The organism is Roseovarius sp. (genome assembly GCF_040223625.1).
Classification (GTDB): domain Bacteria; phylum Pseudomonadota; class Alphaproteobacteria; order Rhodobacterales; family Rhodobacteraceae; genus Roseovarius.
In genome coordinates this window covers 78760-100034 of sequence record NZ_JAVKFX010000050.1, presented here as the reverse complement: position 1 = coordinate 100034, position 21275 = coordinate 78760, and the positions used below count along the sequence as shown (strand labels likewise).

At 66.6% G+C, this 21275-nt stretch carries 20 protein-coding genes; 7 read left to right on the top strand and 13 right to left on the bottom strand.

The features are described 5' to 3' along the window. The coding region (locus RLN94_RS16100; protein WP_350080162.1) for a hypothetical protein at positions 1-216 on the top strand (216 nt) is incomplete at its 5' end. Positions 217-282: 66 nt separating this feature from the next. Here the strand turns inward: RLN94_RS16100 and RLN94_RS16095 are convergent. The 3 genes from RLN94_RS16095 to prfA all read right to left on the bottom strand — a co-directional run bounded on the left by RLN94_RS16095 (position 283) and on the right by prfA (position 3038). Further along, positions 283-915 carry a DUF4167 domain-containing protein gene (locus tag RLN94_RS16095; RefSeq protein ID WP_350080160.1) on the bottom strand — a complete coding sequence of 211 codons (633 nt, stop codon included), beginning with the start codon at positions 913-915 and terminating at the stop codon, positions 283-285. Positions 916-1146: 231 nt separating this feature from the next. Then, positions 1147-1992, bottom strand: a complete 846-nt coding sequence (prmC, locus tag RLN94_RS16090; protein WP_350080157.1) for a peptide chain release factor N(5)-glutamine methyltransferase — start codon at positions 1990-1992, stop codon at positions 1147-1149. Next, positions 1989-3038 (bottom strand): peptide chain release factor 1, encoded by a 1050-nt coding sequence (gene prfA / locus RLN94_RS16085; RefSeq protein ID WP_350080168.1) that lies wholly within the window; start codon positions 3036-3038, stop codon positions 1989-1991. The genes prmC and prfA overlap by 4 nt, the downstream gene beginning before the upstream one ends. Positions 3039-3101: 63 nt before the next feature. Here prfA and RLN94_RS16080 point away from each other — a divergent pair, with 63 nt between their 5' ends. Then, positions 3102-3389: a hypothetical protein gene (locus RLN94_RS16080; protein WP_350080155.1), complete on the top strand. Its 288-nt coding sequence runs from the start codon at positions 3102-3104 to the stop codon at positions 3387-3389. Here the strand turns inward: RLN94_RS16080 and RLN94_RS16075 are convergent. The 3 genes from RLN94_RS16075 to RLN94_RS16065 all read right to left on the bottom strand — a co-directional run bounded on the left by RLN94_RS16075 (position 3324) and on the right by RLN94_RS16065 (position 5985). Beyond that, entirely contained in the window at positions 3324-3743 is a 420-nt protein-coding gene (locus tag RLN94_RS16075) for a DUF1499 domain-containing protein (protein ID WP_350080153.1), read from the bottom strand. The two genes, RLN94_RS16080 and RLN94_RS16075, sit on opposite strands and share 66 nt — an antisense overlap. A gap of 28 nt (positions 3744-3771) precedes the next feature. Continuing rightward, positions 3772-4743, bottom strand: coding sequence for an agmatinase (speB, locus tag RLN94_RS16070; protein ID WP_350080151.1), 972 nt, complete (start codon positions 4741-4743; stop codon positions 3772-3774). 78 nt (positions 4744-4821) lie between these two features. Continuing rightward, positions 4822-5985 carry a M20 aminoacylase family protein gene (locus RLN94_RS16065; RefSeq protein ID WP_350080149.1) on the bottom strand — a complete coding sequence of 388 codons (1164 nt, stop codon included), beginning with the start codon at positions 5983-5985 and terminating at the stop codon, positions 4822-4824. A 62-nt stretch (positions 5986-6047) separates the two neighbouring features. Between RLN94_RS16065 and mazG the strand changes: the two genes are divergently transcribed. Then, complete coding sequence (gene mazG / locus RLN94_RS16060; protein WP_350080147.1) at positions 6048-6863, top strand: nucleoside triphosphate pyrophosphohydrolase; 816 nt, start codon at positions 6048-6050, stop codon at positions 6861-6863. 25 nt (positions 6864-6888) lie between these two features. On the opposite strand, the gene RLN94_RS16055 is transcribed toward mazG, so the two are convergent. From RLN94_RS16055 to RLN94_RS16045, 3 genes are all read right to left on the bottom strand, one after another. Further along, complete coding sequence (locus RLN94_RS16055) at positions 6889-7707, bottom strand: hypothetical protein (protein ID WP_350130321.1); 819 nt, start codon at positions 7705-7707, stop codon at positions 6889-6891. Positions 7708-7719: 12 nt separating this feature from the next. Continuing rightward, positions 7720-8544 carry a DUF2189 domain-containing protein gene (locus RLN94_RS16050; RefSeq protein ID WP_350080143.1) on the bottom strand — a complete coding sequence of 275 codons (825 nt, stop codon included), beginning with the start codon at positions 8542-8544 and terminating at the stop codon, positions 7720-7722. A 69-nt stretch (positions 8545-8613) separates the two neighbouring features. Next, positions 8614-10026, bottom strand: coding sequence for an amidase (locus RLN94_RS16045; RefSeq protein ID WP_350080141.1), 1413 nt, complete (start codon positions 10024-10026; stop codon positions 8614-8616). A 173-nt stretch (positions 10027-10199) separates the two neighbouring features. On the opposite strand from RLN94_RS16045, the gene RLN94_RS16040 reads away from it, so the two are divergent. The 4 genes from RLN94_RS16040 to RLN94_RS16025 all read left to right on the top strand — a co-directional run bounded on the left by RLN94_RS16040 (position 10200) and on the right by RLN94_RS16025 (position 15104). Then, on the top strand, positions 10200-11288 hold the full coding sequence (locus tag RLN94_RS16040) for a hypothetical protein (RefSeq protein WP_350080139.1): 1089 nt from the start codon (positions 10200-10202) through the stop codon (positions 11286-11288). Positions 11289-11468: 180 nt separating this feature from the next. Further along, positions 11469-12605, top strand: coding sequence for a hypothetical protein (locus RLN94_RS16035; protein ID WP_350080137.1), 1137 nt, complete (start codon positions 11469-11471; stop codon positions 12603-12605). Positions 12606-12720: 115 nt separating this feature from the next. Beyond that, positions 12721-13845: a hypothetical protein gene (locus RLN94_RS16030; RefSeq protein WP_350080135.1), complete on the top strand. Its 1125-nt coding sequence runs from the start codon at positions 12721-12723 to the stop codon at positions 13843-13845. 158 nt (positions 13846-14003) lie between these two features. Beyond that, positions 14004-15104 carry a hypothetical protein gene (locus RLN94_RS16025; RefSeq protein ID WP_350080133.1) on the top strand — a complete coding sequence of 367 codons (1101 nt, stop codon included), beginning with the start codon at positions 14004-14006 and terminating at the stop codon, positions 15102-15104. Between the two features lie 173 nt (positions 15105-15277). Here the strand turns inward: RLN94_RS16025 and prfB are convergent, their stop codons facing one another. The 4 genes from prfB to RLN94_RS16005 all read right to left on the bottom strand — a co-directional run bounded on the left by prfB (position 15278) and on the right by RLN94_RS16005 (position 21011). Beyond that, entirely contained in the window at positions 15278-16405 is a 1128-nt protein-coding gene (gene prfB / locus RLN94_RS16020) for a peptide chain release factor 2 (RefSeq protein WP_350080131.1), read from the bottom strand. A gap of 120 nt (positions 16406-16525) precedes the next feature. After that, positions 16526-17167 carry a glutathione S-transferase family protein gene (locus tag RLN94_RS16015; protein WP_350080129.1) on the bottom strand — a complete coding sequence of 214 codons (642 nt, stop codon included), beginning with the start codon at positions 17165-17167 and terminating at the stop codon, positions 16526-16528. Between the two features lie 19 nt (positions 17168-17186). Next, the gene (locus RLN94_RS16010; RefSeq protein WP_350080127.1) at positions 17187-19697 is read right to left on the bottom strand and encodes a penicillin-binding protein 1A; all 2511 of its coding nucleotides are present in this window, start codon (positions 19695-19697) and stop codon (positions 17187-17189) included. Positions 19698-19787: 90 nt separating this feature from the next. Then, on the bottom strand, positions 19788-21011 hold the full coding sequence (locus tag RLN94_RS16005; RefSeq protein ID WP_350080125.1) for an N-acetylmuramoyl-L-alanine amidase: 1224 nt from the start codon (positions 21009-21011) through the stop codon (positions 19788-19790). Positions 21012-21275: the final 264 nt, after the last annotated feature.

The following is a 21275-nucleotide window of genomic DNA, read 5'->3' as shown; positions in this document are numbered from 1 at the left end:
GTCCAGCGCCCCAAGCGCGGGATGCTCGAAAAGCTCATGGGAGGCGAAAAGGGCGGGTTGGGTTGTGAAGCTCTGTCTCATGGCCAATCATACCACTTCGACGGAAACAGAAGAATCCTCAAAGTTTCGCTGAGGTCTCTTCGAAGAAAACGAGCCGGAAAATTGCAATTTTCCGGCCCGAAATGTTCCAAAATTCCGATCCCGCCGCGCGCATGACACGCATAAAAAAAGCGCCACCCCTCGGCAGCGCCCTTTCATTCTCTCGACTGGCAGACAGACGGTCTACTCGGCCGCTTCCTTCGAATCCGGGCCCTTGTCGCCGCCGTCACCGCCCCCGTCGGAGGCTTTCGGCTTGGGCGTGCGCGGCTTGCGGGTGCGCTTGGGTTTCTCCTGCGGCGCGTCCTGCTGGCCACCGGTGTCGCCCGACTTGCTTTCCGGCGTTTCCACCAGCCCGCTGTCGGGCTCGTCACCCGTGGTTTCCAGCACGTCCGAGCGGGGCTGCTTCTTCTTGCCCTCGCCCTGCGGCTGATGGTTCTGCTGCGGCTGCTGGTCGTCCTCGACCATGTCGCCACCGTTCATCTCGCGTTCCTGCCGCTTGGCGCGCTCGCGGTCGCGCTCGGCCTGCCGTTCGCGGTTCTGGCGCTCCTGCTCCTCGCGCTTGGCGTCCTGCTCCTTCTGGGCCGAGCCCAGAAGCCGCAGGTAATGCTCGGCATGCTGCTGGAAATTCTCCGCGGCGACGCGGTCGCCGGACAGCTGGGCATCGCGCGCCAGCTGGTTGTACTTGTCGATGACCTGCTGGGGCGTGCCACGCACCTTGCCCTCGGGCCCCGAGCTATCGAAAACCCGGTTGACCACATTGCCCATCGATCTATTGCGGTTCGACTTGTTCCGCGAACGTGACTTGGATGATCTCATTGTTAAGTTGTCAGCCCTATGCTCAAAGCGTCTTTTCGATCCGTCTGGCGCCCCTTGCGCCGAAAATTGACCCGGATCCGACATGTTCTGGCTTGATGTCAAGCGGGACCGCCTGTTTCAGGCATCCACCGGCTAGACCCCTTCAGTAAACATGCCTGACGGCCCGAGACAAGGGGAAAGGCTGAAATTCCGTTCAAATTGCGCGTTTTTTGACATTCACGTGTCGGCAAGTCACGCCGCCGTGAGGGGGCGCGCGGCGCCGACCACCCTGTCGCGCCCGTCGAGATCGGTGAGCAGGCGCAGGTTTTCGAAGCCGCGATCGCGCAGGAGGGCCGAGACATCGGGCCCCTGCCGCCAGCCGATTTCCAGCAGCAGGCGGCCGCCGGGGCGCAGATGATCCATCGCCCCTTGGGCGATGGCGCGATAGGCGGTGAGGCCGTCGCCCTCGTCCGTCAGCGCGCCGCGCGGCTCGTAGCGCAGCTCGGGCTCCAGCGTATCCATCTCCCACGCGGCGATATAGGGCGGGTTCGAGACGATGAGGTCATATTGCCCCTCGACGGCGGTGAACCAGTCGGAGTGGCGCAGCTCGCAGCGGTCGGCCACGCCGAGCGTCTGGGCATTCTCGCGCGCCACCGCCAGCGCCTCGTCGGAGATGTCGGTGCCGGTGCCGCTGGCCCCGGGCCGCGCGGCCAGCAGCGACAGCAGGATGCAGCCCGTGCCGGTGCCGAGGTCGAGCACCCGCTCGAACGGCGCGCCCAGCCCGGCCTCGACCAGCATTTCCGTCTCCGGGCGCGGGTCGAGCACGTGGCGGGTGACGCGGAACTCGTGGCGGTAGAAGGCGCGCAGGCCAAGGATATGCGACAGCGGCTCGCGCGCGCAGCGGCGGGCGGCCATGCCGGTGAGGCGGTCCTCGGCGGCGGGGGGCAGCGGGTCGGTCTGCATCAGGCTGACCCGGTCGGGCGCCACGCCCAAGGCCGCCGCCATGATCCGCCGCGCCTCGCGCGCCGCGCCCTCGATGCCGGCGGCGGCCAGCCGGCCCCGCAGGTCGGAGAGCCCGTCGCCGACGGTCCGGCTCACCCCTCCATCTCCGCCAGCAGGGTGGCCTGGGCATCGGCGGTCAGCGCGTCGGTGATCTCGTCGAGGTCGCCGTTCATGATCTGGTCGAGCTTGTAGAGCGTCAGGCCGATGCGGTGGTCGGTCATCCGGCCCTGCGGGAAGTTGTAGGTGCGGATGCGTTCCGAGCGGTCGCCCGAGCCCACCATCGCCGCCCGGGCGGAGGAGCGTTCGTCATGCGCCTTCTGGCGCTCCATGTCGTAGAGCCGCGTCTTCAGCACCTGCATGGCGATCTCGCGGTTGCGGTGCTGGGATTTCTCGGAGGAGGTCACCACGATGCCGGTCGGCAGGTGGGTGATGCGCACGGCGGAATCGGTGGTGTTGACGTGCTGGCCGCCTGCCCCGCTGGCGCGCATCGTGTCGATGCGCAGGGCGTTGGGGTCGATCTCGATGTCCACATCCTCGGCCTCGGGCAGCACGGCGACGGTGGCGGCGGAGGTGTGGATGCGCCCGCCGCTCTCGGTTTCGGGCACGCGTTGCACCCGGTGTACGCCGCTTTCGAATTTCATCCGGGCAAAGACCCCGTCGCCCTTCACATGCGCCACCAGTTCCTTGATCCCGCCAAGCTCGGTCTGGCTCATCTCGATGATCTCGAACGTCCAGCCCTTCTCCTCGGCGTGGCGCTGGTACATGCGCAAGAGGTCGCCGGCAAAAAGCGCCGCCTCCTCGCCGCCGGTGCCGGGGCGGATCTCGAGGATGACCGAGCGGTTGTCGGCCTCGTCCTTCGGCAGCAGGGCCAGTTGCAGCTTGTCCTCGAGCCCGGGCTTGTGGGCCTCCAGCGTCTCCAGCTCCTCGCGCGCCAGTTCCCGCATCTCGGGGTCGTCGAGCATCGCCTGCGCGCCCTCGAGATCGTCGAGCAACTGCCGGTAGGCGCGGATTTCCTCGACCACCGGGCGCAGCTCGGCATACTCGCGCCCCAGCCGCGCGATATCGCCGCCGCCCTCGGCCATCCGCGCCTCGAGATACTCGAAGCGCTGCGTGATCTCGTTCAGTTTGTCCAAGGGCACCATGGCGCCGGTCTCTCCCATTCCTTTCATTTGGTCAAGCGGGTTGACGGTGCTATAGTTTTCCCCATGAAACGGCTTGCCATCCTCCTCACGATCCTTGCCGCGCCGGCGCTGGCCGACGGGATGTACAATGGCAAGACGGTGGATTGCTACTGCACCGACAAGACGGGCGGTCGGGTCGAGATCGGCGAGATGACCTGCCTGCATGTCGACGGCCGCAGCTTCATGGCGCAGTGCCAGATGTCGCTCAACAACCCGATGTGGCGCGAGGTGAGCGAGGGATGCCTGTCATCCTCCCTTTCGGAACCGGTCGAGCCACCCGTCGACGCGTTTGGCGTTCACCCCAAGATCTGACGAACCGAAGCGCTGGCGGGCATGGATGCGGATTTCGCCGCCCGCCTGCTGAACCGTGGTGTAATCAGGAAAGCCCATGAGCTTCGTTCGGCTGACATAGGTGATCATCCCCTCTTCGACCGAACCGGCCAGCACCGTCGTGCGCGGGCTGCCGGCGATGATCCCGTGCAGCCGGGCCAGATCGCCCTCGCCCGCCGCGATCACCCGCATGGCGCCGCTGCTGAAATCGCGGTCGGCCACGTCATCCGGCATCTTGTGCCAGCGCTTCGGGTCCGAGGGCGCCAGCCGCACATAGGCCGCAAGCCCCAAGGCCAGCACCAGCACCACCAGCACGACGATCACCGCGATACGCATGCCCCGCCTTTCATTGTTCCGAAAATACTCACTCCCGACCTTTCCGATGGCGCCAGCCCCAGAGGCTGATCAGATCGGTCGCCACATGCGCCCCCGCGACGGCCGTCGCCCCCGAGGTATCATAGGGCGGCGACACTTCCACAACGTCGCCGCCGACCATGTTGATCCCGGCCATGTCGCGCAGGATGATCGCCGCCTGCACCGAGGTCAGCCCGCCCCAGACCGGCGTACCGGTGCCCGGCGCGAAGGCCGGGTCGAGCCCGTCGATGTCGAAGGAGACATAGGTCGGGTGATCGCCGACGATCCCCTTGATCTTCTGCGCCGTGGCCGCCGGCCCCGCCTCGTAAACCTCGCGCGCGTCGATGATGTTGACGCCCAGCGGGTCGGAATTCGAGGTGCGGATGCCCACCTGGACCGAGCGCGCCGGCTCGATCAGGCCCAGTTTCACCGCCTTGTAGAACATGGTGCCGTGGTCGATCCGCTCCATGTCGTCATCGGGCCAGGTGTCGGTATGGGCGTCGAACTGCACCAGCGAGAGGGGCCCGTATTTCTCGGCATAGGCCTTTAGGATCGGGAAGGTGATGTAGTGGTCGCCGCCCAGAGCGATGCTGGGGACGCCGGCGGCCAGGATGGTTCGGATGTGGTCGGTCACCGCGTCGGGAAAATCCTGGATCTTCGCATAGTCGAAGGCCACGTCGCCATAGTCGACGATGGCCAGCTCGCTCATCGCGTCGTAGCCCCAGCCATAGGGCGCATCGAAGGCCTGCAGCGTGCTCGCCTCGCGGATGGCGCGGGGGCCGAGGCGGGTGCCGGGGCGGTTGGTGACAGCCTGGTCGAAGGGAATGCCGGTGACCGCCACGTCGACGCCCTGCAGGTTCTTGGTATAGGCCCGCCGCAGGAAGGACAGCGCGCCGCCGAAGGTGTTCTCGTGCGAGAGGCCCTTCAGGTCCTCCTGAATGAGCGCGTTGTCGACTTCCTTCTTCGCATCTTCCAGTGCCATGCCGGTCTTGCCTCCAGATCTGCCGGGATAATTTGATCAAATTGTGCAGCTTCGCGGCCGGGCGTCAAGCCCCGTGGTTCAGGCCGCGGGCTGGGCGCGCTCCACCAGCCGGGCGAAGAAGGAGGCTCCGACCGGCGCCACCGCATCGTTGAAATCGAATTTCGGGTGGTGCAACCCCGCGGCCTCCCCCTGCCCGAGGAAGAGATAGGCGCCGGGGCGCTGGGCCAGCAGGTAGGAGAAATCCTCGGCCCCCATCTCCTTGCGCCGGTCGTCCACCACGGCGCCGCCGGTGGCGACCTCGCGGGCGATGCCGGCGGCAAACCCCGTCTGGTCGGGGTGGTTGATCGTGGCCGGGTAGCCCACGTCGATGCGCAGCGCCGCCGTGACCCCGTAGGAGGCCGCCTGCCCCGCCACGATCTCCTCCAGCCGGCGGTGGACCATGGCCTGCACTTTCGGGTCGAAGCTGCGGATCGTGCCGTTGATATAGGCGGTTTCGGGGACGATGTTCTCGGCGCTGCCGGTGTGGATCTGGGTCACCGAGACGACCAGTTCGTCAAGCGCATAGTGGTTGCGGCTGACGATGGTCTGGATCGCCTGCACCATGCCCGCCGCGGCGACGACCGGGTCGCGCGTCTCGTGCGGCATGGCGCCGTGGCCGCCAAGGCCGGTCACGTCGATATGGAAGGTATCGACCCCCGCCATGATCGGGCCGGGGCAGGTTTCGAAACTGCCCTCGGCCGCGCCCGGCAGGGTGTGGAGCGCATAGACCTCGGAGATGCCGTAGCGCTCGAGGATACCCTCCTCGACCATCACCCGGCCGCCGCCCGGCCCTTCCTCGGCGGGCTGGAATATCAGCGCCACGCGGCCGGCGAAGTTCCGCGTCTCGGCCAGGTAGCGGGCGGCGCCCAGCAGCATCGTGGTGTGCCCGTCATGGCCGCAGGCATGCATCCGGCCGGGCACCGCACTGGCATAGTCGAGCCCCGTCGCCTCCATGATCGGCAGCGCGTCCATGTCGGCGCGCAGCCCGATGGTCGGCCCCTCGCCGCGCCCCTCGATCACCGCGACGACGCCCGAGGTGGCGATGCCGGTCTCGATCTCGGTGATCCCGAACTCCCGCAGCCGGTCGACCACGAAGGCCGCCGTCTCGTGGCAGTCGAAGCCCAGCTCGGGGTGGGTGTGCAGGTGCCGCCGCCATGCCGTCATGTCGTCGGCGAACCCCGCGATGCGGTTTATCACGGCCATGTCTGGACTCCTCGCGCCTCATTGGTCACGCTGCATTCAACTGCAAGATTTGAGGGGGTGCAATGCCTGACGATCCGCTGATTTTCGACCCCTCCGGGGGCATGCCGCGCCTGATCGAGATCATGCGGCGGCTGCGCGACCCCGAGAGCGGCTGTCCGTGGGATATCGAGCAGGATTTCGGCACGATTGCCCCATACACGATCGAGGAGGCCTACGAGGTCGCCGACGCCATCGAGCGCGAGGCGTGGGGCGAATTGAAGGACGAGCTGGGCGATCTGCTGTTGCAGGTGGTGTTCCATGCGCAGATCGCCCGCGACAAGGGCATGTTCGGGTTCGACGAGGTGGCCGATGCCATCGCCGACAAGATGGTCGCCCGGCATCCGCATGTCTTCGGCGACGAGAGCCGCGACAAGTCGGCCGAGCAGCAGACCCGCGACTGGGAGACGGTGAAGGCCGCCGAGCGGGCGGCCAAGGCGCAGACCGGCGTGCTGGACGGCGTGGCGCTGGGGCTGCCGGCGCTTCTGCGGGCGGTGAAGCTGCAGAAACGGGCGGCCCGGGTTGGGTTCGACTGGCCGGATGCGAGCCACGTGCTCGACAAGATCACCGAGGAGGCGGAGGAGCTGCGGGAGGCCGCCGAGAGCCTGCCGCAGGAGAAGGTGGAGGAGGAGTTCGGCGACCTGCTCTTCGTCATGGCCAACCTTGCGCGCCACATGGGGGTGGAACCCGAAGCGGCCCTGCGCGGGGCCAATGCCAAGTTCACCCGGCGGTTCGAGCGGATCGAGGCATGGCTGGCCGAGGACGGGCGGGAGGCGTCGGAGTCGGACCTTCAGGAGATGGACGCGCTGTGGGATCGGGCGAAGGCGGAGGAGCGGGGGTGAGCTGCCTCTTAATTCGGTCGAAGCTTCAGTCAGAAGCTGCAAATGGCTCCAGCGTGTCCAGAATAAAATTCGACAACTCTAAGCGCGAAGCTGTTTCGGTCGTATTTGTTCTACTCGAATAAGTTTCCCAACCAATCGAGCCACTCTCGTTTCCGATTACCATCTTTGCGTGGTAGTTACTCTGTTTTCCGGTTTGAACCCTATCGTATTCATATTGGAGTTTGGCCAACGGAACTCGAAAGCGATTGAGACGATCTCTAACGGGACGCAATGCCTTGCACCTCACACACGCATTGTCATGGCAGTAGCTTTTTGATTGTGTTTGGCCTGCGCAGGGCGTTTCACAGGTTTGCCTAACTATTTCGTAAACCGAAAATAACCACATCTTCGATAGACTGATCTGGGCGAACATTACCCCTCCCTCGATCTTTTTGCCGTAGCAACCTAAAGCCCGCGATTGTTCTTGCTCCAACATACGGAGAACTAGATCGAAATTGGCATCGAGATGCTCAAAAGAATGTCCTAGTTCATCGTGTCTAATGCTCGCAAAAAGTGAACCTAAACGACACCAGCGTTGATACAAATCCGGAAGTCTATTTCGAGCATCGTCCAACATCACCTGAAAGTTGAATGCCGTGGGAAACTCAGGTTCCATTCCTAGGCCCTCTTTAAAACGTGCCGATAAACCAAATCTGGCAAATGGAAAAAACATATTGAGAAATTCTCCTATGCCCGGAATCAAGCCACGCCAAGGGCGTGGCGCCGGGCAGCGCCCGACCGCCCCCCGGGCGGGCGCTTCTGCACGGCCCCATGCAGAACAGTCGTCGGAGGTGGGCCGCACCATAAATCAACCAACTCAATCGTTTGTGCGCCCACCCGCGGTCGGGCGCTGCCCGGCGGACTCAATCTGACGTCCCGCCTCCACCATCTGCCGATAAAGATGCCACGTCCCGTGCCCCAGCAGCGGCAGCACCAGGAACAGCCCCAGGAACCCCGGCAGCATCGCCACGAAGGTCAGCCCCGCCACGACCACCGCCCAGCCCAGCATCGGCCCCGGCGCGCGCAGGACCGACTGGAAGGAGGTGATCATGGCGGTCACGAAATCGACCTCGCGGTCCAGCAGCAGCGGCAACGCGATCACCGTGATCATGTAGAGCAGCAGCGCGAAGGCGGCCCCCACAGCCGTGCCGAAGCCCTGCATCATCAGCCCCTCGCGCGTCAGGTAGATCTCGTAGCTGCTCGACACGTTGGTCATCGCCGACAGGCCGAGGAAGAGGGCAAAGATCATGTGGGCGAGGAAGAACCAGAACAGGAACATGATGACGATCACCGCGCAGATCGAGGGCAGTTGCCGCCGCCTCTGGTGGGCGATCACGCCGAAGATCTCGCGTGCCACCAGTGGCTCGCCTTCGCTCAGCCGGTGGCTGACCTCGTAGAGCCCCACCGCCGCGAAGGGCCCGATCAGCGGAAAGCCCACGGCCGCGAAGATCAGCCAGTAGCTTTGCCCGGTGACCCACGTGACCCACGCCATGACCCAGCCGATGGCCACGTAGACGCCCGCGAAAACGATGGCATAGCCCGGCGCCCGCCCCATGTCGCGCCAACCCCGGCGCAGCGCTTCGCCCAGCATGGCCCACTGCGCCGCGCCCAGCGGCGGCACCCCGAGCGGTTTTTCCTGCATGGCCGTCCTCCCCTCGTCCCCGGCGCAGGTTAGCCAAGGGATCGGCGGGGGCAAAGATGTAACTCGGGTTCAGCTTAGCAGCGGCGGCCGCGCCTCGGGCCAGTCGGTCGCCCGATGATAGGTCTCGGCCACCTCCAGCAGCATCGCGTCCGTGCCCGGCGCGCCGATCAGTTGCAGCCCCATCGGCAGCCCCGCCGCGCCGAACCCCGCCGGCACCGCTACCACGGGCAGGCCCAGCAGGCTGGCGGGGATCACCACCTCCATCCAGCGGTGATAGCTGTCCATCGCCACCCCCGCCACCTCGTTAGGCCAGTCGATATCGGCCGGGAAGGGCCAGGCCTGCGCGGTGGGGAGGGCCAGCACGTCATGGGTCTCGAAAAGCGCCATCGCCTGCCGGTACCAGTCGGACCGGCGCAGGCTGGCCCGGTGCACGTCAAGCGCCGAGAGTGCGCGGCCCTGTTCGACCTCCCACACCGCCTCGGGCTTCAGTTGCCCCGCGGTGGCCGGATCGTCGAGCAGCGGGCCGAGATCGGCGGCATTGCCCCAAGCGCGCAGGGTGACCCAGGATTGCCAGAGCGCATCGCGATCGAAGGGCGCGCCCACGGCATCGACCCGGGCACCGGCGGCATCGAGCACCCCCAGCGCGCTTTCGCACAGCGCGAGGATACCCTCCTCCATTGGCCACGCGCCGCCCCAGTCGCCCAGCCAGGCCACTCGGCGGCCTTCCGCGCGGGGCTGTGGCACCCCACAGGGCGGCGCATCCCGCACCATCGGCTGGCCCGGCACGGCGCCCGCCATCACGTCGAGCTGCAAGGCCAGGTCGGCCGGGCAGCGCGCCATCGGTCCGCGCGTCGACAGCCGGTGCAGGTAAAGCTCCCCGCCGCCGCCCGAGGGCACCGTGCCCCAGCTTGGCCGCATCCCGTAGACATTGCACCACCCCGCCGGGTTGCGCAGGCTGCCCATCATGTCGGACCCGTCGGCCAGCGTCAGCATCCCCGCCGCCAGCGCCACCGCCGCCCCGCCCGACGAGCCCCCACAGCTCCGGTCGAGCGCGTAGGGGTTGCGGGTGACGCCATGCACCGGGTTGTAGGTGTGGCTGCCCAGCCCGAATTCGGGCGTGTTGGTCTTGCCGATGACGATGGCCCCGGCCGCGCGCAGGCGGGCCACGTGCGGGTCGTCAGCCTCGGCCATCTGGCCCGCGAAGGCGGGCGAGCCCATGCTGGTGGGCAGGCCCTTCGCGTTGGCGAGGTCCTTGATCGCGATGGGCAGGCCGTGCAGCGGGCCACCCGGCCCGGCCTTGTCCGCGCCCTGCGCCTCGGCCAGCAACTCGTCGGCGGCGCGCAGCGAGACGATGGCGTTCACCGCCCCGTTCACCGCGCCGATCCGGTCGAGCGTCGCCTCCATCAGCGCCTCGGCCGTCAGCCGGCCTTCGGCGATGGCCGCGGCCTGCGCGGCGGCGGTCTGGGTCAGATCATCTTCCATGCGGCCAATCTGGCGGGCCGCCCGGGGCGGCGCAAGGCCGATTTCGGCGCCGGGTGGCGCGGTCGGGTCCGCGCGCGTGCGCAATGAAATTGCCATCCTCCTGCGCACGGCTTAGGATTCGCTCCATAACCTGAATGTTTTGACACCAGACCCCTTGCGAAGAGGATTTTGACATGAAGCCCCCTTTCCTGACCTCCCTGCTTGCGACCTGCGCCCTGTCCGGGGCCGCCATGGCCGACGAACTGGTCACGGATGACTTGATCGTGTTGGACGACCTGCTCTGCGTCGGCGCGAAATGTTCCGACAACGAACCGGAAATCCCCGACCGGCAGGGTATCAAGATCAAGGACGTCGCCCCTGTTCTCATGTTCGACTCGGAGTTTCCGAAAGGGGACTGGTCGATCCGGACCGGCGAGACCACGTCCAGCGGCGCCGAAGAATTCGCCGTGCATGACGAAGACGCGGGCACAAGGCCGTTTCGCATCCTGGGCGGCGCGGCCGAGAACACCCTCGTGATCAGCGAAGACGGCCAGGTCGGCATCAACACGATGCTGCCCTCCAAGGACCTGCACATCACGGCGCCAAGCGGCGCGGCCATCCTGGGCCTGGATTCGGCCACGGCCTTCTGGGAATTGCGGGCGAACGCGCATTATTTCCAGGTCCGGAACGCCAACGAGCACAGGCCGATCCTGTTTCTGCAAAAGGAAGCGCCGAGCTACAGCGTCTACGTCCAGGCAACCGGCAATGTCGGCATGGGCACGAACACCCCGGACGCGCCACTCGAGCTGTTCGGCGACGACTCGTACAACTTCTTCCGCATCACCGCCGACGCGGCGGCGGTCAACAATTCGGTCGACGTCGTCTTCACCGAAGGCCCGCTCGGCACGGGCGAGCTGCGCTACAACATCGTCGATGGCGACATGTTGCTCGACGGCACGCTCACCACCGGAGGCCCCACCTGCGACAGCGGCTGCGACGCGGTGTTCGATGCCGAGTTCGAGCGGCTGTCGGTGAGCGACCACGCCGCGCTGATGTGGGACAAGGGCCACCTCCCCGCCGTGGGCCCGACCCTGCCGGGCGCCCCGATGAACGTGTCGGAGAAGACGGGCGGCATCCTCAACGAGCTGGAGCACGCGCATATCTATATCGAGGAACTGCACGACCGGCTCGAGGAACAGGAGGCGCTGCGGCAGGAGCAGGCGGCGGTCAACGCCGCCCTCCTTGCCCGGCTCGAGGCGCTGGAAGCGCTGGTCCTGCGCTGAGCGTCCGGGCCGCGCTTGACGCGGCGCGGCGCGCCCTGACCCGACCGGTGCAATGCGCTTGAACGCGCCGACCGGGGCGGGCGCCAACGGCATCCTATGACAACGGCCCCGGCGCGGTTATCCTGCGCCTTATTGCCCGCCCGGATCGCCCGGGCTTTTCTTCATTCCGGAGCCCATCCCATGAAACAAGTCCTTTCCGCCGCCGCCCTTGCCCTCCTGCCCGCCGCTGCCTGGGCGGACGACCTTTTCGTCGACGACGTCATCGTGCAAAGCAACCTGCTTTGCGTCGGGTCCCAATGCAGCGACGGCGAGGCGCTGATCGACGGCTCTCACGGGCTGAAGGTCAAGTATATCAACACCGCCATCCAGTTCGACGACACCACCACCAGCACCGCCTTCCCGACGCATGACTGGCAACTGATGGCCAACGAGACCGCGCAGAACGGTCGCGACGCCTTCATCATCAGCGACCTCACCGCCGGAACCCGTCCGTTCTGGCTTCTGGGCGACGCGCCGGACAATTCGCTCTATGTCGACCATCGCGGCTACCTGGGCCTCGGCACCTCCATGCCGCAGGCCGACCTGCACATCACCAACAAGATACTGGGCCAGGCCTTCATCCGGCTCGAGGAAAGTTTCGGCCCGCCGCACAGCTGGGACGTGATCGCCAGCAGTTCGGGGTTCCTCGTCTCCGATGTCACCGGCGGAACCACCCCCGTCATCGTCATCGCGGGCGCGCCGGACCAGTCGCTCTACATCGCCGCCGACGGCAACGTGGGGCTGGGCACCTCGGCGCCCGACGCCCCGCTGGAAGTCAGCAACGACGGCACGTTCAGCTATTTCCGCATCACCGCGCAGCAGGCGGCCACCAACCAGTCGGTCGATGTCACATTCACCCAAGGCCCCCTCGGCAACGGCGAAATGCGCTACAACATCGTCGACGGCGACGGGCCGGAGATGCGGCTCAACGCCGATGGCGACATGCGCATTGACGGCACGCTGACCACCGGGGGCCCGAGCTGCGACAGCGGCTGCGACGCGGTGTTCGATGCGGCATTCGAGCGTCTTTCGGTGACCGACCACGCCGCCCTGATGTGGGAGAACGGCCACCTTCCGGCGGTCGGTCCAACCCTGCCGGGCGCGCTGATGAACGTCTCGGAAAAGATGGGCGGCATGCTCAACGAGCTGGAGCACGCCCATATCTACATCGAGACGCTGCACCGCGAGAACGCCGCGCAGGAGGCCCGGATCGACGCGCAGGCCGCGCAGATCGCGGCGCTCATCGCCCGGCTCGACGCGCTCGAAAGCGCCGACTGAGCAGCCGACACACAGCGGATGCGCAACAATCTATGCGGAAGGGCGCCGGCGCGCTATCCTCCATGGTATTTCCCCCCGGCCCGCCCGGGTCATTTCCCCATCCGGAGACAGTCACATGCAAAAAGCCCTTTCCGCCGCCGCGGTCCTTGCCCTTTATCCCGCCACCACATTTGCCGACCAGGTCTTCACCGACGACGTTATCGTCTCCGATGATCTGCTCTGCGTCGGCTTGAACTGCGCGGATGGCGAGCCCAACATCAACAACCGATCCGCCCTCAAGCTGAAGGGCATCAACACCGCGATCCTGTTCGACGACCAATCTGAAACCGGCAGCTTTCCGACCCACGACTGGCAGCTCAACGCCAATGAAACCATGCAGTCCGGCCGCAATGCCTTCTTCCTCTCCAACTTGACCGCCGGCACCGACCCGTTCTGGGTCGAGGGCGGCGCCCCGGACAACGCGCTCTATGTCGACGATGACGGGGATGTCGGGCTCGGCACCGCCGCCCCCCTCTCCCCGCTGCACATCGTAAGCGCTTCCGGTCCCACGATCAGGCTCGAGGATGCGAGCGGCACGCCCTACGCCTGGGAGGTCGGCGCAAACGCGGATTTCTGGTACATCCGCGATGTGACGGCGCTCGCCGCGCCCGTGGGCGTGGAGGCCGGCACGCCGGGCAATACCTTCGTCATCCGCAACACTGGCCGGGTCGGCATCGGCACCTCGCTCCCCGAGGCCCCGCTCGAACTCGAAAGCGACGAAACCTTCAACTATTTCCGCATCACCGCCGACGGCGCGGAAGTGAACCAGTCGGTCGATATCACCTTCACCGAGGGCCCCCTTCGTACGGGCGAGCTGCGCTACAACATCGTCGACGGCGACGGGCCCGAGATGCGGCTCAATGCCGATGGCGACTTGCGGATCGACGGCACGCTGACCACCGCCGGCTCCTGCTCGGTCGGCTGCGACGCGGTGTTCGACGCCGGTTATCCCCTGCCCTCGATCTCCGATCACCTCGCCGAAACCCTCGCCCTCGGCCACCTGCCCAATGTCGGGCCCACCCGTGACGGCGAGGCATGGGACGTGACCGACAAGATGGGCCGGATGCTCAACGAGCTCGAGCATGCCCATCTCTATATCGGCCAGCTTCATGCCACCACCACGGCCCAGGAGGCCCGGATCGAGGCGCTCTCGGCACAAGTCGCCGCCCTGACCGCCCGGCTCGACGCGCAACAGGACTGAGGCCGCAACGGGCGGGGGCGTTCGAACTTGACAGGTCCCGCCCCCGCCCTGCTACCGTGCCCCCACCTGCCGGCCGGGGCGGCGGGATTTGAGACCTGTTCATTTGCGCCCGCCCCCCGGCCCGTTCGCAGGCGCCCTCCATCGGGAAAGCCTGTTTCATGTCACATCGTTTCGCCCCGCTCCTCGCCCTGCCGCTTCTCGTCACCGCCCCCGCCCTGCACGCGCAGGAGGCCGCCTTCTTCGAAGGCGTCGACATCTCCGACCTCGACTTCACCCAGGCCGACCTCTTCGTCTCCGGCGACACGGTGCTCGACGACAGCGTCTGCATCGGCAACGCCTGTGTCGAGACCGAGGTCTTTCCCGACGACACGCTGCTGCGCCTGACCAACCCCGATATCCGCGTGGAATTCGTCGACAACAGTTCCGCCGCGGGCAGCTTTCCGAGCAATGACTGGGAAATCCAGATCAACGACACCGCGAATTTCGGGCAGGAGCGCTTTTCCATCGCCGATGCGACCGCCGGCACCGTGCCCTTCACCATCGAGGCGGGCGCGCCGAGCAGCGCGCTCTGGATCGCCCCCGGCGGCGAGGTCGGGATGGGCACTGCGCTCCCCCAGACCGACCTGCATGTCGCCGCCTCGACGTTGCCGACGCTACGGCTGGACCAGGTCGGATTCGGGGCCTTTCCGCCCTTTTACTGGACCCTCGCGGGCAATCACAACGTGTTCTACATTGGCAATTCAAACGGCACCGGCTTTCCGTTCAGCATCAATGACGAAGCCCCGAATGCCAGCCTGGCGCTTGCCGCGAACGGCAATGTCGGCCTCGGCACCGACAGCCCCGACGCCCCGCTCGAGGTGAGCGACGACGACACGTTCAGCTTCTTCCGCATCACCGCCACGGAAGCCCCCACCAACCAGTCGGTCGACGTGGTCTTCACCCAGGGCCCCCTCGGGACGGGCGAGTTCCGCTACAACATCGTCGATGGCGACGGGCCCGAGATGCGGCTGAATGCCGATGGCGACATGGTGATCGACGGCACGCTGACCACCGGCGGGCCGACCTGCGACAGCGGCTGCGACGCGGTGTTCGATGCCGATTTCAAACGCCTCTCCGTCACCGAGCACGCGGCGCTCATGTGGGAAAACGGCCACCTTCCGGCGGTCGGCCCGACGCTGCCCGGCCAGCCCATGAATGTCAGCGAGAAGATGGGCGCCATGCTCAACGAGCTGGAACACGCCCATATCTATATCGAGTAGCTGAACGAGCGTCTCGCCGCACAGGAGGCGCTGAACGCCCGGCTCATCGCCCGGCTCGACGCGCTGGAAGCGGCCGACTGACGCCGCCCGGCTTCTTCTGGCCGAAATATCCTGGGGGGCCGTTGAATTTCCTTCGGAAATTCAACGCTGGGCGCAACGCCCCCTGCCCCGCCCTACTCCTCGCCCTGCGCCTCCGCCCGGCTCTTGCCCGAGACGTTCATCGCCAGCGTCGCTGCCATGAACTGATCCAGATCGCCGTCCAGCACGCCCTTGGTATCCGAGGTCTCGACGCTCGTGCGCAGGTCCTTCACCATCTGGTAGGGCTGCAGCACGTATGACCGGATCTGGTTGCCCCAGCCCGCGTCGCCCTTGGCCTCGTGCGCCTCGGCAATCGCCTCGTTCCGCTTGTCCAGCTCCATCTGGTACAGCCGCGATTTCAGCGCCTTCATGGCGATCTCGCGGTTCTGGTGCTGCGACTTTTCGGAAGATGTCACCACGATCCCCGTCGGAATATGCGTCATCCGCACGGCCGAGTCGGTCTTGTTGACGTGCTGCCCGCCCGCGCCGGACGAGCGGAACGTATCCACCCGCACGTCGGAGGGGTTCACCTCGATCTCGATATTGTCGTCGACCACCGGGTAGACCCAGACCGAGCTGAACGAGGTGTGCCGCTTGGCCGCTGAATCGAAGGGCGAGATCCGCACCAGCCGGTGCACGCCCGATTCCGATTTCAGCCAGCCATAGGCGTTGTGCCCGGAAATCTTGTAGGCGGCCGACTTGATCCCCGCCTCCTCGCCCGGGCTTTCCGACTGCAGCTCGACCGTGTAGCCCCGCTTCTCGGCCCAGCGGACATACATCCGCGCCAGCATGTTGGCCCAGTCGCAGCTTTCCGTGCCGCCCGCGCCCGCGTTGATCTCGAGGAAGGTGTCGTTGCCATCCGCCTCGCCGTCCAGCAGCGCCTCCAGCTCCTTGGCGGCTGCCTTCTGCTGCAGCGCCTTGATGGCGCTCTCGGCCTCGCCCACGACCTCGGCATCGTCCTCCATCTCGCCCAGTTCAATCAGCTCGATATTGTCCGAGAGGTCCTGCTTGATCGTGTCGTGCGTCTCGATCGCGTCGACCAGCGCCTGCCGGTCGCGCATCAGCTTCTGCGCCTTGGCGGGATCGTCCCACAGGGTCGGGTCCTCGACGCGGGCGTTGAATTCCTCCAGCCGGTGCTTGGCGGTCTCCCACCCCATCCGCTGGCGCAGAAGCTCCAGCGAATTCTCGATCTCGGAGACGGCGGTTTCAATCTCGGCACGCATGCGGCAGGGTCCTCGCTTGGCTCAGATGCGGGTGATACCAAGGGCCAAGGGGTTGGACAAGACGGGTCGAAAGGGCCACCGCGCGGAATCAAGGCGCGCCAAAGGCGCGCCGCCGCGATGCTACGAAACCGCCAGCTCCGCGTAAGACACCATCACGTGCTCGCGATACGCCTCCCGCGCCTGCAGCCTTTCGTAATACCCTGCCAGGTTCGGAAACTCCGCCCGCTCGATCCCGATCTCGTAATACCGATACAGCACGTGCCCGAACTGCACATCCGCCAGCGTGAAATCCTCCCCCGCCAGGTACGGAACCTGCGCCAGCCGCGCCTCCGCGATCGCCAGCTTTCCCTCCAGCGCCACTACCGCTTCCCGGATCGCCGGCCAGTCGCGTTTCGCCTCGGGCGTGCGCACAACGCGCCAGAAGATCGGCACGGTAAAGGCCCCGCCCACGTTGATCTTCGCCCATTCCGCCCACTTGTCCACCTGCGCCCGCGCCGACACGTCCTCCGGCCAGAACGGGTCAGCCCCGTAGCGATTGGCGAGGTACCGCAGGATCGCCGCCGATTCCCACAAGGGCGCGTCGTCGCCATCCCGCAGCACCGGCACCGTCCGGTTGGGGTTCATCGCAATGAAGTCTTCCGTATCCGTGCCGCCATACCTGTGGCCCACGTCATGCCGCGTACAGTCCAGCCCAAGCTCGGCAATGCCCCACATCACCGCCTGCACGTTCGACGAGGTCTTCCGCCCCCAGACCGTCAGCATCAGCCCCTCCCGGCCCGCGTCAGTAAAGCCCGCCCGAACTCAGGCTGCCAAAGCTCGCCTTGTCGCCCACGCTGCCGGTGTCGCCGTCCGAGGTGGTCACCTCGCGCACCTCTTCCGAGCGGTTCTGCTCGTAGATATCGAGGTCGTTGCCCATGGCGAACCCGCCGTCATAGACATAGCCGAAGAGCGGCTCCTCCCCGTCGCGGAAATATTCTGCCACCACATGCGCCCCGCTCGCCTCGTCGGGCAGGCGCTCGCCGGTATAGCGGTCGATCTTGATGAAATGCCCGCCCTCGGGCACCTTGAACTTGCCGCCGCCGTATTTCTTGACCGCCTGCGTCATGAACTCCTGGAAGACCGGGCCGCACATCGACGAGCCATAGGCGCTCCGGCCAAGGCCGCGCGGCTGGTCGAAACCGATGTAACAGCCCGCCACGATGTTCGAGGTGAAGCCCACGAACCACACGTCCCGCGCGTCGTTGGTCGTCCCCGTCTTGCCGGCCACCGGCACCGACAGGTTGATCGCGCCCGAGGCCGTGCCGCGCTGCACCACGCCCTGCATCATCGAGGTCAGCTGGTAGGCGGTCACCGGGTCGATCACCCGGTCACGGTTCGACACGATGCGCGGGCCCCGCTCTCGCGGGATCGACGGGTCGTCGCATTCCACGCAATCACGCGGATCGTGGTTGTAGACCGTCTCGCCGTACCGGTTCTGCACCCGGTCGACCAGCGTCGGCTGCACCCGCTCGCCGCCATTGGCGAACATCGCGTAGGCCGAGACCATGCGGTAGAGCGTCGTCTCCTCCGACCCCAGCGCGTTGGCCAGGTAGGTGCTCATCCGGTCATAGACCCCGAACCGCTCGGCATAGGCGGCGACGGTGTCCATCCCCACCTCCTGCGCCAGCCGCACGGTCATCAGGTTCCGCGACATCTCGATGCCGGTCCGCAGCGGCGTCGGCCCGTAGAACTGGTGTGACGAGTTGCGCGGCCGCCAGATACCCCCGGCGGTGTCGATCTCGATCGGCGCGTCGATCACGATGGTCGCGGGCGAATAGCCACTGTCGAGCGCCGCGGCATAGACGAAGGGCTTGAAGGACGAGCCCGGCTGCCGGTCGGCCTGCGTCGCACGGTTGAACACCGAATCCTGGTAGGAAAACCCGCCCTGCATCGCCAGAACCCGGCCGTTATGCACGTCCATCGCCACGAAGCCGCCCTGCACCTCCGGCACCTGCCGCAGGGTCCAGCGGATCAGGCTGCCATCGTCGTCCGAGGTCATCCGGCGCACATGCACCACGTCGCCGCGCTTGAAGGTCTCCTTGAAGTCGCCGGGCAGCCACGCGATGTCCTTGCGCGGCACGCTCTGCACCTCGGCAATCGCCTCGATGCCCACGGTCATCTCCTGGTCGCCCCGCTCCAGCACCACGGCCGGGTACCACTTGCCGTCAAGCTCGATATCGCGCGCCACATCCGTCGCCGCCAGCGCCTCGCGCCAAGCCTTCTCGTCGTCCAGCACCTCTTCGGGCAGGCTCTGCCCGGTGCCCCGCCATTTCCCGGCGTTGCGGTCATACTGTTCCAGCTGCCGCTGCAGCGCCTGCGCGCCGACGGTCTGCATTTCCGGGTCGATCGTCGCCCGCACGGTCAGCCCGCCGGTAAAGAACTCGCCCTCGCCGAAATCCTGCGACAGCTGCCGGCGGATCTCGTCGGTGAAGTAATCCCGCGGCGGCAGCGTCTCGCGCCATTCCGGGAAATCCCCGTTCTGGACCGATCGCAGCTCGGCGGTGATCTCCTCCTCCTTCACCGCCTCGGTGATATAGCCGTTCTCGTGCATCTCGGTCAGCACGTAGTTCCGGCGATCAAGCAGCCGATCCTTGTTGTGCACCGGGTGCGTCCGCCCCGGCGCCTGCGGCATCGAGGCCAGGAACGCCGCCTCGTGCGGCTCCAGCTCGCTCAGCGTCTTGTTGAAATAGGTCTGCGCGGCGGCGGTCACGCCATAGGAATTCTGCCCGAGGAATATCTCGTTGAGATAGAGCTCGAGGATGTCCTCCTTGCTCAGCGTCTCCTCGATCCGCGTGGCCAGGATGATCTCCTTGATCTTGCGCTCGATCCGCCGGTCGCCGGACAGAAGGAAGTTCTTCATCACCTGCTGGGTGATGGTCGAGGCGCCGCGCACCGTCTCGCCCCGGGTCTTCACCGCCTCGACGATGGCCGCGGCGATGCCGCGCGCGTCATAGCCGGCGTGGTTGTAGAAATTCTTGTCCTCGGCCGAGATGAACGCCTGCTTCACCAGCTCGGGGATTTCCTCGGCCGGGGTGAACAGCCGCCGCTCGCGGGCGAACTCGTCGATGATCTTCCCCTCGCCCGAATAGATCCGGCTGATCGTCGGCGGCGTGTAATTGGCCAGCGATTCGTGGCTGGGCAGGTCCTTGCCATAGATATGGAACACCGCGCCGATCGACAGCGCGACCATGACCACGACCAGCGTCGCAAGGCTGAAGATCGTTCCGAACAGGCTGAGGATAGGTCTGAGCACGCGCGGCCCCCGTTTCAAGTTAGGCATTCCTATAAGCGGCGGGCGAAAGCCCGTCAAAACACAATCGGGTCAGGCCCGGCACCCCTCCGCCTACTGGCGGACAAGCTTGGCGGCGGCAGCATCGGCGATCCGCCACGCCTCCAGCGCGTCGCGGATGCCCGCGGCCATCGCCGCGCGCCACACCGGGTCGCGCAGATGTTCCAGGTCGCTGCGGCTCGACAGGAAGCCCAGCTCGATCAGGATCGACGGTATGTCCGGTGATTTCAGCACCGAGAACCCGGCCGAGCGCAGCGGCCGCGAGTTCAGCTCGATCCCCTGTTCCCGGATGCCCAGCCGCACCGCGCGGGCCAGCTGGTCGGCGCGCGGCTGCGTCTCCATCCGCGCCAGGTCCATCAGCACGTCCGCCACCACGTCGTCGCTCTCGGTCAGGTCCACGCCCGCCAGGATATTGGCCCGGTTGTGCCGCTCGGCCAGCGCGGCGCTGGCCTTGTCGCTGGCACTGTCGGACAGGGTATAGACCGTGGCGCCCGTCGCCCGCCCCTCGCTCAGCGCGTCGGCGTGAAGCGAGATGAACACGTCCGCCTCCAGCTTGTGCGCGATCGCCACCCGCCGCTCGAGCGAGACGAACTTGTCCTCCTCCCGCGTCAGCGCCACGTCGAAGCCGCCCGCGCGCAACAGCTCGTCACGCAGCTCCTTGGCAAAGCGCAGCATCAGCTCCTTCTCGTTGTCGCCGTCATTCTCGGCGCCGGGGTCGATCCCGCCATGGCCGGGATCCAGCACCACCAGCAGCTTCTCCTCGCCGGTCTGCCGCGCCTGCTTCACCGCCGGCAGGCCCGGCCGGTCGACATCCCATCCCGGCAGCGGCGCGGCCCCCGCCGCGCTGGCGAAATCCGCCTCCGACACCTCGCGCAGGACCACCTCGATCTGCACGGTGCCGCTGGCCTTGTCGGTCTTCGCCTCCGTGGTCTCCACCGCGAAGGGGCCGGCCATGTCCACCACCATCCGCGACCATCCGGGCCGGAACGTGCCCATGCGCACGGCCTTCGCCCCGTCGGCCCAGTCGATCAACGTGGGGTCAACCCCGCGCCAGTCCACATCGCGGAAATCCAGCACCAGCCGCGCCGGCTCGTCCAGCGTGAACACCCGGAACGGCACGCCCTGGCTCAGCCCCAGCCGCACCCGCAGCCCGCCGCCGATATCGTCGATGCGCGTCTGCGCCATCTCGACCCGCGCCAGCGCGGTCAGCTCCCGCCCCTGCGCATGCGCGCCAAGGCCCATCGCGCATATCACCAGCGCCAGACAAATCCTGATCATCCTGCTCTTCCGCCGTTACCGGTCTTGGTTGCCCGTCAGCATACACCAAGCGGCGCCCCTTGCCCACAGTTCAGGCACATCCCGCGCCCCGAAAACCCATTTGCCGCACCCCGCCGCCCGGCCGAACTTTCACTGTTCCAGAAATACTCATTTCCCCAACGGCGCGCCCCAAACGACACGCCCGCAATCCACGCACCACCCCCCGCTTCTTCTTGGCAAAAATACTCAAATCCCGGCGCCCGCCCCAAAACGCAGGCGCCGGCA

Coding starts and splice junctions, on each gene's coding strand:
- RLN94_RS16075 (WP_350080153.1), bottom strand. CDS start 3,743: ATGCGTATCGCGGTGATCGTCGTGCTGGTGGTGCTGGTGCTGGCCTTG.
- RLN94_RS16050 (WP_350080143.1), bottom strand. CDS start 8,544: ATGCAGGAAAAACCGCTCGGGGTGCCGCCGCTGGGCGCGGCGCAGTGG.
- speB (WP_350080151.1), bottom strand. CDS start 4,743: ATGGCACTGGAAGATGCGAAGAAGGAAGTCGACAACGCGCTCATTCAG.
- prfA (WP_350080168.1), bottom strand. CDS start 3,038: ATGGTGCCCTTGGACAAACTGAACGAGATCACGCAGCGCTTCGAGTAT.
- RLN94_RS16035 (WP_350080137.1), top strand. CDS start 11,469: ATGAAACAAGTCCTTTCCGCCGCCGCCCTTGCCCTCCTGCCCGCCGCT.
- RLN94_RS16080 (WP_350080155.1), top strand. CDS start 3,102: ATGAAACGGCTTGCCATCCTCCTCACGATCCTTGCCGCGCCGGCGCTG.
- mazG (WP_350080147.1), top strand. CDS start 6,048: ATGCCTGACGATCCGCTGATTTTCGACCCCTCCGGGGGCATGCCGCGC.
- RLN94_RS16015 (WP_350080129.1), bottom strand. CDS start 17,167: ATGCTGACGGTCTGGGGGCGGAAGACCTCGTCGAACGTGCAGGCGGTG.
- RLN94_RS16030 (WP_350080135.1), top strand. CDS start 12,721: ATGCAAAAAGCCCTTTCCGCCGCCGCGGTCCTTGCCCTTTATCCCGCC.
- RLN94_RS16095 (WP_350080160.1), bottom strand. CDS start 915: ATGAGATCATCCAAGTCACGTTCGCGGAACAAGTCGAACCGCAATAGA.
- RLN94_RS16065 (WP_350080149.1), bottom strand. CDS start 5,985: ATGGCCGTGATAAACCGCATCGCGGGGTTCGCCGACGACATGACGGCA.
- RLN94_RS16045 (WP_350080141.1), bottom strand. CDS start 10,026: ATGGAAGATGATCTGACCCAGACCGCCGCCGCGCAGGCCGCGGCCATC.
- prfB (WP_350080131.1), bottom strand. CDS start 16,405: ATGCGTGCCGAGATTGAAACCGCCGTCTCCGAGATCGAGAATTCGCTG.
- RLN94_RS16005 (WP_350080125.1), bottom strand. CDS start 21,011: ATGATCAGGATTTGTCTGGCGCTGGTGATATGCGCGATGGGCCTTGGC.
- RLN94_RS16055 (WP_350130321.1), bottom strand. CDS start 7,707: ATGGTGCGGCCCACCTCCGACGACTGTTCTGCATGGGGCCGTGCAGAA.
- RLN94_RS16040 (WP_350080139.1), top strand. CDS start 10,200: ATGAAGCCCCCTTTCCTGACCTCCCTGCTTGCGACCTGCGCCCTGTCC.
- RLN94_RS16025 (WP_350080133.1), top strand. CDS start 14,004: ATGTCACATCGTTTCGCCCCGCTCCTCGCCCTGCCGCTTCTCGTCACC.